This is a genomic window from Limnoglobus roseus (assembly GCF_008254045.1).
Taxonomy (GTDB): Bacteria; Planctomycetota; Planctomycetia; order Gemmatales; family Gemmataceae; genus Limnoglobus; species Limnoglobus roseus.
In genome coordinates this window covers 3,282,788-3,294,987 of record NZ_CP042425.1, presented here as the reverse complement: position 1 = coordinate 3,294,987, position 12,200 = coordinate 3,282,788, and the positions used below count along the sequence as shown (strand labels likewise).

Here is a 12,200-nt window from a genome sequence, read left to right as displayed (position 1 = left end):
AAGCCGCCTTGAGTGAATCAGACGGGCCCGCGTTGTGCGCCAACGCGGGCCCGTCGTTTAACTGGTCGACCCTGCAAGCAGCTGCAGGGCTGGACGGCTCGATTTCACTGAGCACTTCCTCTCAATTTCCGCCCGTACCGCCTCAACTGCCGCCTGGTCGTACAACCGCAGTGTGCCCGCCCGAGCCGACGGCCGGATGTGCGGCCGCGTGGCCAGGATGTGCGTCACCCGGTGCAGGGGGACGCCGACCTCGGCGGCAATGACGCCAGGGGTAATCAGGGTAGGGACGATGGTGGTCGTCATGTTCGCTCCCGTGTGAATGGGGCCGCGCGGCCCTTTCCTAAAGCGGTTGCTCACGGACGTTCGCCAAAATCCCAACACCAATCAGTCGCGACCGCTTGGAATCGAGGCGTTTCTGTCGAAAAAATCCGGATGGTATTTTCTCGTTTGCTCACGTGAGCGGTTTTGCTCACGGGCCGCTCACGCCCGCGCCGACCGTCTTTGCGAGTCCTGGGAGGCATCGAGCCGCTGTTCGGTAATGAGCCGCTCTGTGGCCGTTCTCCGGTCGGTCTCCGTACTCTCGATCGCGGGTGTGAGGCGGACGGTTTTCGGGGCCGCGGGCTTCGCGGCTCGTTTCCGTTCCTGGGTCTGACGCCACAACTTCAACTTGACGACCACCCCCCTCGAACACCCGAGCAGTTTGGCCCAGGCCCGTGAAGGCGAGTTCAGGAACGCGCCACCCTTAACGGCAGCGATCTGCATGGCGAGAGCGTTAAAGGCGGAGGCCGGCGAACCTTTCGGGAGCGGGCCGAGGGCGTCGTGAGTCGGGACGTGGATCTCGCCCGATCCGACACGGGCGGCCACCGTCGCTGCCCACGACAGGACGGCATCCCACAAGGCCAGGAACTCGCCCCACGCGATGGCTGGGTCTGCCGGGAGCGGCCACGCTATACGGTCGCGGCCGACAACACCCGCGGCGGCTGCGAGCAGGCGGGCAGCCCGGAGCTTGGCCCGCCACCCGACCACTCGATGGTCGGGGGCGATGTCCACGGGGCACACCGTGAAGTCTCCGGCGAAGGCAGTAACTCGGAACCACGCGACGATGGAAGCAGGGGCGTCCGAGACAGGCCACAGGTCCCCGGGCCACGGCGGCGGTGGCCACACCGCCGCCGGGCACTCCCCGGCCGCCAATTCGAACCCGGGGTAGACCTGCGCCGACCTCTCGATGCTCATACTTCCCCGCCGGACTTCCCACACGACGTGAAGGCCCTCGTTGCCGCGGGCGGGGTCGTGAACGTCGATGATGCGACAGCCCGGCGGTAACTTGATGCCGCTGGGGAGGTCGACCGTGGTGCCGAAGTCGGAGAGCGGTTGGTCGCGTTCAATGAAACGATGTGCCGCAGAAGAGGCATTATCCGTCATGGGTGTTGTCCTGAGACCACGGGACGTGTCGCCCGCGAACTGCCCAGGACAACGGCGACAGCTGCGAGCGGACACGTACAACCACCCGGCCGGATGGCCCCGCCCCTTCAATGCTGCCCTAAATCCCGCGACTTTCCACGCCGGTTGAAGCCAATCTGTGTCCGAAATGGGTTAAATCACGCCTGAAAAGGGTCGATTTTGTGAACTGTTGGATTGGTGTGATTGGTTGAACTGAGATCAGACGTGAAGAGTTACCGCGGGCACCGAGTCGTGCGGTCCGCCCGCACCCATGGATCATCGGATGACCGACGTGATCGCAAGTCTTTTGAGAAACCGTGGCCACCGAGAGGACGTTGCGAGAGCAACGCGGTATCGAGTCCAGGCGTAAGGGCTACGCCCGGCGGCGACAACCACTTCCCAAAAAGCCTTTCAAAATCGGGGGGGCACCCCACCCCCAACCTCGGTCACCGCCCGAGACGCTTGCCCAGCGGTTGAACCGGCTTGGGCGGATCGGTGGACACGGGGGTGACGTGGTTGGCGGCCAGGTACGCCTCCACCCACTCGGGGCGGAACCGCTTGTACCGGCCGACCTGCTGGCACTCGATGAGCCGGTCGCGGACGATGTGGTACACGTGGGAGACGGAGCTGTCGAGCATGGCCGCGACGTCCTTCACGGTCAGTGGGGGGACGAGCGATGGCGGCAATGGGGGCCGGGCGATCTTGCGAGTCGTCGGCCGGGGGTCGGTGGACATTTGTAACCTCAAGTGGAATTAATGCCACCCTACCCCGTGTACGTTTCTGGCGGGACCACATTCCGCCCGCCGCGTCGTTCTGTAGGCAGTTCGCGCTCCTACGAGCGGTACCGGCCGCACGGTTGAGGATATATTTGTTCACGTGAACGAAAGTTCCAAAATTCCGGGAAGCCGGCACGTTGACGGACAATGCCCTGAAAGATGTGGGCCGGCCGCTGAGCGCTCGGCGGCCGGTCGGGGAAGGGTCATCGCGCTCTCGCGAGGGCGGCCTTCCGCCCGGGCCGGTCGCCCGCGGCGTAGGCCTCGACGTCCGCCGGCCGCAACCGCCACCATGGGCCGAGGCGGTCGCACGGCAGGCGGCCGCGCTCGATCATCGCGTTCTGTCTAGGTCGCCACCGTGACGGAGACGACCCTCGGGCTTGAGGAAGGTCAGTCCTTGCGGGCGGTCTTGCGAGGGCGGCGCTCCCGGGCCGGCGGCTTGCGGGGCGACGGCCGGGCGAGGTCGGCGACGGTGATCGGCCGGCCCTGGTGGGCGAACACCGCCAGCACGCGGGCCAGGTCGGCGGCGAACTTCTTCTCGGACATGGAAAATCCTCCTCACGGGGTCAGGGGTGCGGGCGCACCGCAGAAACGCCGGGTCACGTCGGCCGGGTCAGTCGCCGGTCGGTCGGCCGACGGCGGTCGTCAGCCAGTTCTCGCCCGGGAAGATGAACACGAGGCGGAGGCCGCGGGTCCGCTTCCGGGCGTACACGTCGCCGGCCTTGCACACGTCGCTCGGCCGCCAGTCCCGCTCCCACGACGGGTACGACACCGGCACGAGCTTCAGGTTGCCCCGCTGTCGGGGCTTGTCGGGGCGGGTCACGTCAGTTCCTCCACGGTGGTTTGCCGACTCCGGCCGCGGGACAGTCGCGCGGCCGCCGCCTTCCCCGCGTCGGGGGCGGCCCCGGTGATCTCCCGGGCGACCCGCGACAGCCACGACGGGTCGCAGTGCAAGACCTCGGCGGCCAGCCGCCGCAGCGACCACGCCCGGCGGTCGGCGTACGCCGGGTGGGCGAGCACGGCCGCCGCCGCCGCCCGCAAGTCGGCCGGCGGGGTGGCCCGGGCCCGCTCCTGCTCCGGCGTGAGCGCGAACCGGACCTCGACCTCCCAGGCGTCCATCAGGTCGTACCGGACGACGACGGCGAGGGCGGCGGCGAACGACGGGAACCGCCACGCGGTCCCCAGGTCGTGGTCCCAGGCGTACCCGTCGGCGAGGTCGGCCCGGAGGAAACACGCGGCGGGCAGGGCGGCCGGGCCGAGGGCGGCGACCCGGGCGATGACGTAGCGGCGGGGCATGGGCCACCTGCGACCGAAAGGGGAAGGGCGGACGGAACCGGCGGCGTCACGCCTCACACGCCTCACACGTCGCCGCGTGCTTCCGCCGGGTTGCCCTCGCTTTCGCGGCGGGACCGGGGCCGGCGTCGATCGCCCGGAGGCGGCGGACCTTCGCCTTCGCGTCGCGGATGGCGGCCTCGTGCTCGGCGATCCACTCCGCCCGGCGGGCCGCGTTCCCCTCCGGCTTCGCCGCCCCGCGGCCGACCCGCTCGATCGTCATGCGGATGAACGGCCGGAGGCGGGCGACCGTGGCCCGGAGCGTCCGCACGTTGGCGTGGAAGTCGCCGCCGATCTCGCCCGGCTCGTAGCCCTGCCGGAGCACGTCGCACAGGGGGCACACGCAGTACCGGTCGTGGCGGGCGACGAGGTCGGCGAGGGCCGCCTCGACGGCCCCCAGGCGGCGGTGCAGGTCGCGGACCTCCGCCATCTCGTCGCTGGCGTGGGCCAGCCGGGCCAGGGCCATGACGCGGGCCGTGCGGAGGAACTCCCGCCGCGACGGGGCCGCCTCCCCGCACTCCCGCAGGCGGTCGAGCACCTCGGCGGTCGGAACCTCCACGGCCTCGCCGTAGCTGAGCACGACGGTCACGGACTTCTCGGCGAATCGGCACATCGCGGGAACCTCCACGGGGAAACAACGTGTGCGGCTGAGCCGCACACCGGGGGTGAACGGTCGGGTCAGGCCAGCACGCCGTCGGCCTTCATTTCGCGGACGGCGTCGCAGTGCTTGCACGTCTTCTTGAAGCAGAACCCGGTGCAGGAACACGTCACCGGCCGGCCCGCGCGGTCGCACGTCACGCCGTACACTTCCGCCGGGCCGATGAGCTTGCAGAACAGCACCTGACCGCCCTCGACCGCGACGCCGTAGCTGACCGTGTCGCGCTTCGACTGCACGATCGTCAGCGTCCCCAAGCTCGGGGACGTGGCGTCGGTCGTGGGGAGAAAGGCCCACCGGCGGCCGGCCTTGTGGGTCTTGGAGGCGGGCAGCGAACCGGCGACGGGGAGGCACATGGGTTGACCCTCGGGGCGCACCCTCGACCCGGCCGGAGTGTCACGGACTTCGGCTCAAGTCTGCGGGGCTGGCGTGTCGATCAGTGTGGGGGTATGTTAATACAGTTGGTTTAACAGTTCAAGACAGTTGGGTTAAAAATGCCAGAAAAGTTGCAGGTCACTTTCGGCCAAGAACTTCGGAGGGTTGCGGAGGCGAGCGGCTTCGCCACGCAACAGGAACTCGCCGATGCTGCCGGCCTCAGCCAAACGATGGTCGGGAAGCTCTACCTGGATCAGCGGCCAAACGTCTCCGCTTCGATCTTGTTCAAACTTTGTTCCGCGATCGGCGTGGACTGCAACCACTTTGCTCCACATCTGACCGACGGCGAATCAGACGGTACAGAACCGAAAGCCTCAAAGCGGACGCCCACTGTGAAGCCGGGTCGAACGAAAAATGCGGCCGATCCGACGCCGGGGAAAGGGAAGAAGAAGTGATCCCGCCGACGTTCGCCGAGAAGTTGACCGAACTCCGCACGGCGTCCGGCCTGACGCAAATGGAACTCGCCGAGAAGACGGGCGTGCCGCTGGCGACGATCCGCCGGTTCGAAGCGGGCGCGAACAAGCGGTCCCCGTCGTGGGGGCTGGTCGTGCGACTGGCGGCCGGCGTCGGGGTGCCGTGCCGGGTGTTCTCCGTGTGCTGGCACCAGGACGAGGCGTGACTGTGACGATGGAAGAAGAGCAAGCGGCCCTGTCCCCCCACCGGATCGCCGGCCTGGTCGCGACCGGGTTGCAGGTTATCGAGTACCGGCGGTACTGGGCCACCCGGATGAACGCGCTCGGCACGATCTTCCTGTGCCGGGGCGGCCTTCGCGAGTATATCGCCACCCTGTTCCTGGGCGAGTCGATGGCGTGCCACTTCGTCAGCCCCGAACTGGCCGCCGTCGAAGCGGTCCGGGCGAGCATCGAACGGGACGTGGCGGACCCGCGGTTCGGGCGGGCGTGGGCGGGCGAGTGGGTCGCGCTGCCGCATACGGACGGCGATCGGTTCGCGTTCACGCAGCGCTGAGCCGCCGAAGAAGTGACGGCTGTTCCTCCACCGCCTCCCCCGAGGGCTGTCCCATGACGCCGGAAACCTCCGAAGCCGCGGGCCGATTCGTCTGGACGGGCCTGGCGCTCATGGTCGGGGCGAAGCTCGTCGGCCGGGCCGCGGAATGGGCGGGCGTCGAACCGCTCGCCGCCGGCATTCCGGTGTTCGCCCTCGGTGCCGTCCTGTTCCTCTGGGGGTGCGTCCGCACGGCCCGGGGCAAGGGGTACTCCCCGTGGGTCGGGGCCGTCGGCGTACTGTGGCTGGTCGGCCTCGGCGTCCTCTACCTGCTCCCCGACCGCGGCGAGCAACCCCCGAAGAAGTGACCCCGTCCTATCGTCGCCAGGGTGCCCACCGTGCCGGAGAATCGAGAGTTGCCCTCGCGGGCGAAGGCCGTCTACTCGTGGCAAGGGAAGGCCGCCCCGATGGCCGTTGCCACCGCCCTCGCCGCCCTCGGCGTTTGGTACAACTGGCCGGACGCGCGGTCATTCATCCTCTTTCTCGCCCCCGTCTTCGTCGGCCTGTGCTACGTCGCCTACCGGGGGTTCCCGTGCCCCCGCTGCTCTCGCGGCATGTGGAAGGCCAAGTGGCCCGGCGACGCCCGCGGGCGGGTCTGGTTACGGTGCCGGAAGTGCAACATTGTCTGAGACACGGGAACCCGGGTGGAGGAGAGGGAAGCCCCGCGGCCCTGGGACCCGTAGCCATGCCCGTCCTCGTCGCCATCGTCTTCCTGATGGCCGGCGTGCTGGTCTGGTTTGGCACCGGCCGCCACCGGCGTTGGGTGAAGTAACCGCCCCACGGCCCTGTTGCCGTTTTCTCACAACTCTCCCGTCGCTCTGGACGACGGGAGAGTACGAAATGGAGTTGCTCCCCATGGCATCCGGTCAAAGTCCCCAGGGGAAGTTGCCATCTCCCACCTTCGGCGGGGCCCCCATCAGTGGGTCCATGGCCACGGTGCTCTGGTGCCTGCTCGCGGGGATCGCCGTCGTATTTTCGCGCGTGGACCGCTGGCCGCCGCCCTGGCCGGACCTCGCGCTCCTCCCGGCGGCCGTCGGGGGCGTCCTGCTCGCGGTCGTGGTCCTCCGCATGGTTCGTTCGCTGCGGGAGCCGCGCCCGACACTGTTCCTCACCACGGCCCGATCCGAATCGGGAATGCTCATCAACCTCCGGTTCACCTTCCCGGCCCCGGTGTTCGACGGCCGGCGTGCGGTGGCCGTGGTCCGGTGCGAGCGATACACGACGTTGAGCGACGGGGAGACAACGGAGGAGCGTCTCTGGACGAATCGGTGCACCATGAGGGTACACTCCGGCGAGTGCGCGGGGGTGGTGAAACGGCCGCAAGGGTTGCCCCCAACGCCGCCGGGGAGGAAGTCCACCGACGTGTGGTACGTCGATCTCAAGTGCGGCGGGTACTGGCTGGCCTACGCGGTCTAGGCGCGACCGCGGGGAGGGCAGGCGATGACGGAAGCGGAGTGGTTGAGCGAAGCGGCTAATCCTCAGTGGATGGCGTTTCACCTGACCGAGTGCAAGATGCCGCGGACGAAAGCCGGTCGCCGCAAACTCCGGTTGTTCGCGTGCGGTTGCTGTCGGGTGACCTGGGGGTTGTTGCCCGACGACCGCCTGCGAGGGGCCGTGGAGGTCGCCGAGCGGTTCGCCGATGGGCGAGCGACGAAAATGGAATTAGCCGCCTCGCACATGGCCTCTGAGGCGATGCGGGGCCGTTCTCAACAGCCCGCCGGCACGCCCGTGGGAGTCAGAGTGGCGATTCAGATGGTCGGCGCAGCGACCAACTCGGAAGCCTTCCACGCGGCATTCATGATGACGGCCACGGAATTGCCGCTCGGCGGCGTCATCCCTCAGAAGATTGCAGGCCGGTACATTTGCAACCTATTTCGCGACATCTTCGGCAACCCCTTCCGCCCGGTGACGTTCTCCCCGTCCTGGCTCACGCCGACCACCGTTGCCATCGCGGAAGCCATCTACGCCGACCGTGCGTTCGACCGCGTTCCCATCCTCGCGGATGCGTTGCAGGACGCGGGGTGCGAGGAGGAGGCGATTCTGGCACACTGCCGAGGCGACGGGGTTCACGTCCGCGGGTGCTGGGTCGTCGACGGAGTGCTCGGGAAGGGGTGAGAGTCACCAACGGTTGAGAGTTACACGATGAGTGATCCAGAATCTGATGCCGGATCGGTCGATGTGGGCCAATTCGTTGCGCTCATGTTCTGTATCACCTTGCTACTTCTCGCCGGCTGTTCGGCTTGGCAGAAAGAGTGGAGCAAAAATCGCGGTCCCGTCGACTGTGAAACGCTGCCACTGCCGAGTAAATGACTCCCGTGCCCACTCAGCAACGCGCCGGCTGGGTTGGTGCTTACCCGTAGATCGATACGATACTTGACGTTGTGAAGAGGAGGCGAGCGGCATGCCACCGGTATTGCAGGTGCAAACGATCTCGGCAGAGGGAGATGAATCGGTCTGCCAACTTCACTGCCCTTATCCCTACGACAATTACGATTTCGAAGCGTCGAAGTCTCTTGCCCTTCAAATCGTCTGGGATGCCTGGAGCCGACTCCGCGACGGATATTTCAAACCTAAGGATGATCCGAGAGAATTCGGCATTTTCTGTCCCTTACCTGCGGATGAGGCGTCGCACTGCGTGGCCGAATCGGGCATCGAATTCTACATGCCCAACGAATGGGATCCAAGTTGGTTCGAAGAGAACGCAGATCGGTTCATTCCCTCGGCGTCCGTCTCCGACCGCGTTAACTGCGGCCACTTGCTAAAAACTGGGGATCGGTCTCTCTGGCCAGCCTGCCGATTTCGGTTCTGCGTATCTGATCCTCTGTGGTTGCTCGTCCTACCACCAGGGCTAGAATGGCAGACTCGCATTTTCCCGATGGAGTGGCGATAGTTCCGAAACGGCGGAGCATGTGTCCCCCGGCACATTGACCGGTAGCTCTCTCTGTAACGCGCCACCGGCGTGGCCCGCGGCCCGTCCGCCCCGAAGAAGTTTTAGCCCTTGCCCCACGGTCGGCGGTATCATCGCAACTGTGGATTGGGATAATCCCTGATTGGGCGGCGGAAGCAAAGGGGGGCACGATGGCGTGGGACGGCGACATCCGCGTCCACTTCCCGGACTGGGGCACTGACGCCGGTCAGACCCGGTGGCCTGAGGTGCGGTCGCGACTGGCCGTCGGTCAGGCGGTCCGCGGCGAGGTTGTGTGCCGCGCCCCGTTCGGGGTGTGGTTGGACATCGGATCCGGGTGGCCGACCCTGCTGCGGGTGCCGGAGATGGCCGGTGCCCGCGAGCGGCCGATCCGGTTCGAGGAATACCCGCCGCTCGGGACGGTGGTCGAGGCGTGCGTGCTGTGGCTCGGCGAGCGGGCCGAGATCATCCTCTGTCAACGTCCGCAAACACCCTCTGACGGCAGTGTTTATCCCGAAACCGGTGACGCTCCGCCCCCCCCCACGTCCTGACCCGTGGCTCGATCGGCAGCACTCCGGCGGCTCGGTTAGTTCGGTCGAGGGCGAGCGTATGACGGTACTATCCACTTTCGGAACGCTGGTCCGCGTCACCCCGTGGGACGACCTCCAGTGCCAGCTCGGGCCAGATGCCGCCGTCGAACTCGTCGCCGACCGGACGCCGTTCGTCTTCCGGGTGGATGGCTGGCTTGAGGACGGACACATCCGGTACGGGCTGCACGGGCCGGTCGTGGATGGGCCAGAGCGATGCCGCGGCTTGGTGTGCTCGATCCTGACCCGGGCAGACGGGAGCGACTGGCGGGTCGAGTCGTCCAGCTCGGCCAACTTCAAGGTCGGGCCGGGGGCGGTCCGCCGGGACCATCGGTACGACTTCCGGCATCCCGAGGGCACGACCCTGTCGGGGTATCCGTGGGTGTCGAGGTTCGGAGAGGTCGAGGTGATTAGCAACGTCCCAGACGCCAAATCAGCCGCTTCACCGGACTCGGCCACCCGTTGACCCCTTGCTCGGCCAGCCCGGTCCATGTTCGGGCGGAATTGTTAGGCCGAAATCGGCGGATGAAGTGAAACGCAAACCGCCCGGACTGTTGGCCGGTCGATTGTTGTCGGTATGCCACCCACACCTTACCGACGACTCGAACTTGCCGAGCGACCGTTCCGAGAGTCGAACTCGTCCTCCGACAACAACCAGAGCCATCTTAGAAAGCCAAGGGCCAGCACCCCAAGGTTAGGACGGTACCGACCGCCAACTACACGTCCCGACTGATCGGCACCCACTGGAACATCGCCGCGAGTTCGGCGAACTGATTGCCCGTGAGCCGACCGAGCCAACTCGCGGGTTGGCGTTCGACGAGCCTCGCCCCGCCGCAAAACCTACCCGTCACACCGATGGAGCCATCCGCCGTCTGTTCTCCGGAACGCGAGCGTGCCACCACGATTCGCCCCTCACCGAGATGGCGTGTGGTGCGCTCGCACGGCTACCCTGAGGGTGTTCCGCCACGCCACCAGGGGTCGACGATGTTCCTGTTCCGCTGGTTCCTGCGATTGTTCCGCCCCGCCGCCCCGGACCACCGCTTCGGCGTCTTCGCCTACGCCATCAACGGCCTGCCGCGGTACGCCGACGCCATGGAGGCCGAGTCGAAGCTCGCCGTCGCCACGGGCTACAGGTGGCCGGAGTGCCTGACCGACCTGCAACGGTTCGGCAGCGAACCCCAGCCCGCAACCGACGGGACGACCGCCGCCCCCGACCCGGTCAAACGTGCCGAGCAGCTCCGGGCCGCCCTCGACGCGGCCGTGCGGTGCGCCCGCGCCGCCTTCGACCTGCCGCCGGTGGCCGCCGACGGGTCGGGGGTCGGGGACGCCGACGCCGTGGCCGTCCTCGTCGAGTTCTACGCCTTCTCGCACGCCTTCGCGACGCACTCCGACAACCCCCTGAACAAGATCGCCCGCCTCGTCGAGTCGGGCCGCTTCTACGCCATGATGCCGTACTAGATCGCCCCCGAACGCTTGTGAGCCACGACGATGGCCGACGCCCCGGACACGAAACTCGCCGACGTGCTGCACCGCCTCGACGAGGTCGTGGCGGCCGTGGCGAGCTACCGGCCGCCCCCGCCGACGCCGGGGCAAGGCGGTCCGACCCGCCGGCCCGACCCGGCCCGCGGCGTGGAACTCGACGCCGACAAGGTCGCGCGACGCGGCGGCGGAACCGGGGGCGGGGGTGGCGAGCCGACCGGCGGCCAGTGGGACCGCGTCGGCGACCTGATCGGCCGGGCGGCCGCGGCGGCGGTCGCGCGTGCGTTGAGCGGGGTGCGCGATTCGGGGGCGGGGGCCGCGAAGGGTGCGGGCGCACCGCAGAACGCGGCTCTGCTCAGTCGGTTGGCGGACACGCGGGCGGGGCGGGCCGTCGTGGAACTTGCCGGGTCGAAACTCGGCCGCGGGGCGAAGGCCGCGGCCGGGAAGGTCGTCGGCACGAAGGTCGGCCGCGGGGTGAAGGCCGTCGCCGGGAAGGTCGTCGCGTCGAAGGCGGGCCGGGTCGCTCGCGCCGCCGGGGCGAAGTTCGTCGAGTCGAAGCTCGGCCGCAAGGCGAAGGCCGTCACCGCCGCGGCCGCGTGGGTGGTCGGGGCCGTCCGCCACGTCGGCGGCCCCGGCGGCGGCGAGTCGCGGGCGGCGCGGGCCGGGTCCGCCTCGGGGAAGGTCGCCGGCCACGTCATCGGCTCGACGGTCGGGGCCGCCGTTGGCGCGGTCGTCGGCGGGCCGGTGGGGGCACGGGTCGGGGCCGCGGTGGGCGGGCAGGCCGGCGAACACGTGGGCGGAGAGGCCGCCAAGGTGGCCGGCAAGATCCACGAGTTCGGCAAGCGGGCGGAGGAGGCGTCGAAAAAGCTCCATGACGTGAACCAGCGACTCGGGGGCATGTCCGGGCTGCTGAATCAGGTCCAGACCGAGGGCGACATTCGGGACCAGTTGCGGAGCCGGCAGAAGGGCGACCGCATCTCCAGTTCCGCCCGCACGCTCATGGAGAGCGACCAGGCGAACAAGGACAACCAGAGGGAGCAGGACATCATCCTGGCGCGGATTGACAACTACTTCCAGTCGATCGAGAACTACCTGTCTACGATGGCAAATTGGCCGGTCGAGAAGATTGCCAAGCAGTTGAACAAGCTGTTCCCTGGCGACGACGCGCAGAGCATGACGCTGGCTGAGTCATTCTCAAAAGCGGCGAAGGAGTTCGATGAAGAGCAACAGAGAGCCAGAGAAAGAATGAAGAATGGGCCCGGTTGAATTTCAACGATTCTCCCGCCGCTGTTGCTCTTCATCGAACTCCTTCGCCGCTTTTTTCATCGCTTCGGTGGTCTGGTACGAGGACGATTCCTTGTGCGGGATCGGCGTCGGCTGCTTGTCTCGGAAAGTGAGCCAAATCAAACCGCCAGATAGAGCAGCAATCAAGCCGGCTGCTACTCCGGCGAGGATGACTTGGGTACCAGCAACGCTACGCTTCGGACTTTGCGGGAGCACGTCGTTGAAGTCCTCATCGTGTCTCGCCATGTGATGCCCTCGTTACCCTTCTAAGTGTCGCGAAACTCGCCGCTCGTTTCAAGCGGCATTCA

Annotated in this window: 22 protein-coding genes; 11 read left to right on the top strand and 11 right to left on the bottom strand. The window is 67.6% G+C overall.

Annotated features, from left to right (window positions below; genetic code table 11):
- Nucleotides 1-57: 57 nt before the first annotated feature.
- From PX52LOC_RS40505 to PX52LOC_RS13890, 9 genes are all read right to left on the bottom strand, one after another.
- Nucleotides 58-303 carry a hypothetical protein gene (locus PX52LOC_RS40505; protein ID WP_168218986.1) on the bottom strand — a complete coding sequence of 82 codons (246 nt, stop codon included), beginning with the start codon at nt 301-303 and terminating at the stop codon, nt 58-60.
- Between the two features lie 177 nt (nt 304-480).
- Complete coding sequence (locus tag PX52LOC_RS13915; RefSeq protein WP_149110668.1) at nt 481-1,422, bottom strand: hypothetical protein; 942 nt, start codon at nt 1,420-1,422, stop codon at nt 481-483.
- 464 nt (nt 1,423-1,886) lie between these two features.
- Nucleotides 1,887-2,174 carry a helix-turn-helix domain-containing protein gene (locus tag PX52LOC_RS13910; protein ID WP_149110667.1) on the bottom strand — a complete coding sequence of 96 codons (288 nt, stop codon included), beginning with the start codon at nt 2,172-2,174 and terminating at the stop codon, nt 1,887-1,889.
- Between the two features lie 245 nt (nt 2,175-2,419).
- The gene (locus PX52LOC_RS43300; RefSeq protein WP_261368400.1) at nt 2,420-2,548 is read right to left on the bottom strand and encodes a hypothetical protein; all 129 of its coding nucleotides are present in this window, start codon (nt 2,546-2,548) and stop codon (nt 2,420-2,422) included.
- Nucleotides 2,549-2,603: 55 nt separating this feature from the next.
- The gene (locus PX52LOC_RS40500) at nt 2,604-2,759 is read right to left on the bottom strand and encodes a hypothetical protein (protein ID WP_168218985.1); all 156 of its coding nucleotides are present in this window, start codon (nt 2,757-2,759) and stop codon (nt 2,604-2,606) included.
- A 67-nt stretch (nt 2,760-2,826) separates the two neighbouring features.
- Nucleotides 2,827-3,036, bottom strand: a complete 210-nt coding sequence (locus PX52LOC_RS13905) for a hypothetical protein (RefSeq protein WP_149110666.1) — start codon at nt 3,034-3,036, stop codon at nt 2,827-2,829.
- The gene (locus PX52LOC_RS13900) at nt 3,033-3,509 is read right to left on the bottom strand and encodes a hypothetical protein (protein WP_149110665.1); all 477 of its coding nucleotides are present in this window, start codon (nt 3,507-3,509) and stop codon (nt 3,033-3,035) included. The genes PX52LOC_RS13905 and PX52LOC_RS13900 overlap by 4 nt, the downstream gene beginning before the upstream one ends.
- Before the next feature lie 46 nt (nt 3,510-3,555).
- Nucleotides 3,556-4,158, bottom strand: a complete 603-nt coding sequence (locus PX52LOC_RS13895; RefSeq protein WP_149110664.1) for a hypothetical protein — start codon at nt 4,156-4,158, stop codon at nt 3,556-3,558.
- Between the two features lie 65 nt (nt 4,159-4,223).
- Nucleotides 4,224-4,556, bottom strand: a complete 333-nt coding sequence (locus tag PX52LOC_RS13890) for a hypothetical protein (RefSeq protein ID WP_149110663.1) — start codon at nt 4,554-4,556, stop codon at nt 4,224-4,226.
- A 138-nt stretch (nt 4,557-4,694) separates the two neighbouring features.
- On the opposite strand from PX52LOC_RS13890, the gene PX52LOC_RS13885 reads away from it, so the two are divergent.
- The 9 genes from PX52LOC_RS13885 (at nt 4,695) to PX52LOC_RS13845 (ending at nt 9,595) form a co-directional block, all read left to right on the top strand.
- Nucleotides 4,695-5,030 carry a helix-turn-helix domain-containing protein gene (locus PX52LOC_RS13885; protein ID WP_149110662.1) on the top strand — a complete coding sequence of 112 codons (336 nt, stop codon included), beginning with the start codon at nt 4,695-4,697 and terminating at the stop codon, nt 5,028-5,030.
- Nucleotides 5,027-5,254 (top strand): helix-turn-helix domain-containing protein, encoded by a 228-nt coding sequence (locus PX52LOC_RS40495; protein WP_168218984.1) that lies wholly within the window; start codon nt 5,027-5,029, stop codon nt 5,252-5,254. The genes PX52LOC_RS13885 and PX52LOC_RS40495 overlap by 4 nt, the downstream gene beginning before the upstream one ends.
- A gap of 2 nt (nt 5,255-5,256) precedes the next feature.
- A complete protein-coding gene (locus tag PX52LOC_RS13875; protein WP_149110660.1) occupies nt 5,257-5,601 on the top strand; it encodes a hypothetical protein in 345 nt (114 codons plus the stop codon).
- A 53-nt stretch (nt 5,602-5,654) separates the two neighbouring features.
- On the top strand, nt 5,655-5,945 hold the full coding sequence (locus tag PX52LOC_RS13870; protein ID WP_149110659.1) for a hypothetical protein: 291 nt from the start codon (nt 5,655-5,657) through the stop codon (nt 5,943-5,945).
- Between the two features lie 30 nt (nt 5,946-5,975).
- Nucleotides 5,976-6,266: a hypothetical protein gene (locus tag PX52LOC_RS13865; protein ID WP_149110658.1), complete on the top strand. Its 291-nt coding sequence runs from the start codon at nt 5,976-5,978 to the stop codon at nt 6,264-6,266.
- A gap of 298 nt (nt 6,267-6,564) precedes the next feature.
- Nucleotides 6,565-7,053 carry a hypothetical protein gene (locus tag PX52LOC_RS13860; protein ID WP_149110657.1) on the top strand — a complete coding sequence of 163 codons (489 nt, stop codon included), beginning with the start codon at nt 6,565-6,567 and terminating at the stop codon, nt 7,051-7,053.
- Between the two features lie 24 nt (nt 7,054-7,077).
- Nucleotides 7,078-7,752: a hypothetical protein gene (locus PX52LOC_RS42510; protein ID WP_246173724.1), complete on the top strand. Its 675-nt coding sequence runs from the start codon at nt 7,078-7,080 to the stop codon at nt 7,750-7,752.
- 963 nt (nt 7,753-8,715) lie between these two features.
- The gene (locus tag PX52LOC_RS13850; protein ID WP_149110656.1) at nt 8,716-9,093 is read left to right on the top strand and encodes a hypothetical protein; all 378 of its coding nucleotides are present in this window, start codon (nt 8,716-8,718) and stop codon (nt 9,091-9,093) included.
- A gap of 58 nt (nt 9,094-9,151) precedes the next feature.
- Nucleotides 9,152-9,595 carry a hypothetical protein gene (locus PX52LOC_RS13845; RefSeq protein WP_149110655.1) on the top strand — a complete coding sequence of 148 codons (444 nt, stop codon included), beginning with the start codon at nt 9,152-9,154 and terminating at the stop codon, nt 9,593-9,595.
- A gap of 250 nt (nt 9,596-9,845) precedes the next feature.
- On the opposite strand, the gene PX52LOC_RS43295 is transcribed toward PX52LOC_RS13845, so the two are convergent.
- Entirely contained in the window at nt 9,846-9,980 is a 135-nt protein-coding gene (locus PX52LOC_RS43295; RefSeq protein WP_261368399.1) for a hypothetical protein, read from the bottom strand.
- A gap of 133 nt (nt 9,981-10,113) precedes the next feature.
- On the opposite strand from PX52LOC_RS43295, the gene PX52LOC_RS13840 reads away from it, so the two are divergent.
- Nucleotides 10,114-10,587, top strand: coding sequence for a hypothetical protein (locus tag PX52LOC_RS13840; protein WP_149110654.1), 474 nt, complete (start codon nt 10,114-10,116; stop codon nt 10,585-10,587).
- Nucleotides 10,588-10,617: 30 nt separating this feature from the next.
- Complete coding sequence (locus PX52LOC_RS13835; RefSeq protein WP_149110653.1) at nt 10,618-11,874, top strand: hypothetical protein; 1,257 nt, start codon at nt 10,618-10,620, stop codon at nt 11,872-11,874.
- 3 nt (nt 11,875-11,877) lie between these two features.
- Here PX52LOC_RS13835 and PX52LOC_RS13830 read toward each other — a convergent pair whose 3' ends face one another.
- On the bottom strand, nt 11,878-12,138 hold the full coding sequence (locus PX52LOC_RS13830) for a hypothetical protein (protein WP_149110652.1): 261 nt from the start codon (nt 12,136-12,138) through the stop codon (nt 11,878-11,880).
- Nucleotides 12,139-12,200: the final 62 nt, after the last annotated feature.

Coding starts and splice junctions, on each gene's coding strand:
- PX52LOC_RS13830 (WP_149110652.1), bottom strand. CDS start 12,138: ATGGCGAGACACGATGAGGACTTCAACGACGTGCTCCCGCAAAGTCCG.
- PX52LOC_RS43300 (WP_261368400.1), bottom strand. CDS start 2,548: ATGATCGAGCGCGGCCGCCTGCCGTGCGACCGCCTCGGCCCATGGTGG.
- PX52LOC_RS42510 (WP_246173724.1), top strand. CDS start 7,078: ATGACGGAAGCGGAGTGGTTGAGCGAAGCGGCTAATCCTCAGTGGATG.
- PX52LOC_RS13915 (WP_149110668.1), bottom strand. CDS start 1,422: ATGACGGATAATGCCTCTTCTGCGGCACATCGTTTCATTGAACGCGAC.
- PX52LOC_RS13885 (WP_149110662.1), top strand. CDS start 4,695: ATGCCAGAAAAGTTGCAGGTCACTTTCGGCCAAGAACTTCGGAGGGTT.
- PX52LOC_RS13850 (WP_149110656.1), top strand. CDS start 8,716: ATGGCGTGGGACGGCGACATCCGCGTCCACTTCCCGGACTGGGGCACT.
- PX52LOC_RS13860 (WP_149110657.1), top strand. CDS start 6,565: ATGGCCACGGTGCTCTGGTGCCTGCTCGCGGGGATCGCCGTCGTATTT.
- PX52LOC_RS13910 (WP_149110667.1), bottom strand. CDS start 2,174: ATGTCCACCGACCCCCGGCCGACGACTCGCAAGATCGCCCGGCCCCCA.
- PX52LOC_RS13840 (WP_149110654.1), top strand. CDS start 10,114: ATGTTCCTGTTCCGCTGGTTCCTGCGATTGTTCCGCCCCGCCGCCCCG.
- PX52LOC_RS13835 (WP_149110653.1), top strand. CDS start 10,618: ATGGCCGACGCCCCGGACACGAAACTCGCCGACGTGCTGCACCGCCTC.
- PX52LOC_RS13870 (WP_149110659.1), top strand. CDS start 5,655: ATGACGCCGGAAACCTCCGAAGCCGCGGGCCGATTCGTCTGGACGGGC.
- PX52LOC_RS40505 (WP_168218986.1), bottom strand. CDS start 303: ATGACGACCACCATCGTCCCTACCCTGATTACCCCTGGCGTCATTGCC.
- PX52LOC_RS40500 (WP_168218985.1), bottom strand. CDS start 2,759: ATGTCCGAGAAGAAGTTCGCCGCCGACCTGGCCCGCGTGCTGGCGGTG.
- PX52LOC_RS13895 (WP_149110664.1), bottom strand. CDS start 4,158: ATGTGCCGATTCGCCGAGAAGTCCGTGACCGTCGTGCTCAGCTACGGC.
- PX52LOC_RS13890 (WP_149110663.1), bottom strand. CDS start 4,556: ATGTGCCTCCCCGTCGCCGGTTCGCTGCCCGCCTCCAAGACCCACAAG.
- PX52LOC_RS13845 (WP_149110655.1), top strand. CDS start 9,152: ATGACGGTACTATCCACTTTCGGAACGCTGGTCCGCGTCACCCCGTGG.
- PX52LOC_RS13900 (WP_149110665.1), bottom strand. CDS start 3,509: ATGCCCCGCCGCTACGTCATCGCCCGGGTCGCCGCCCTCGGCCCGGCC.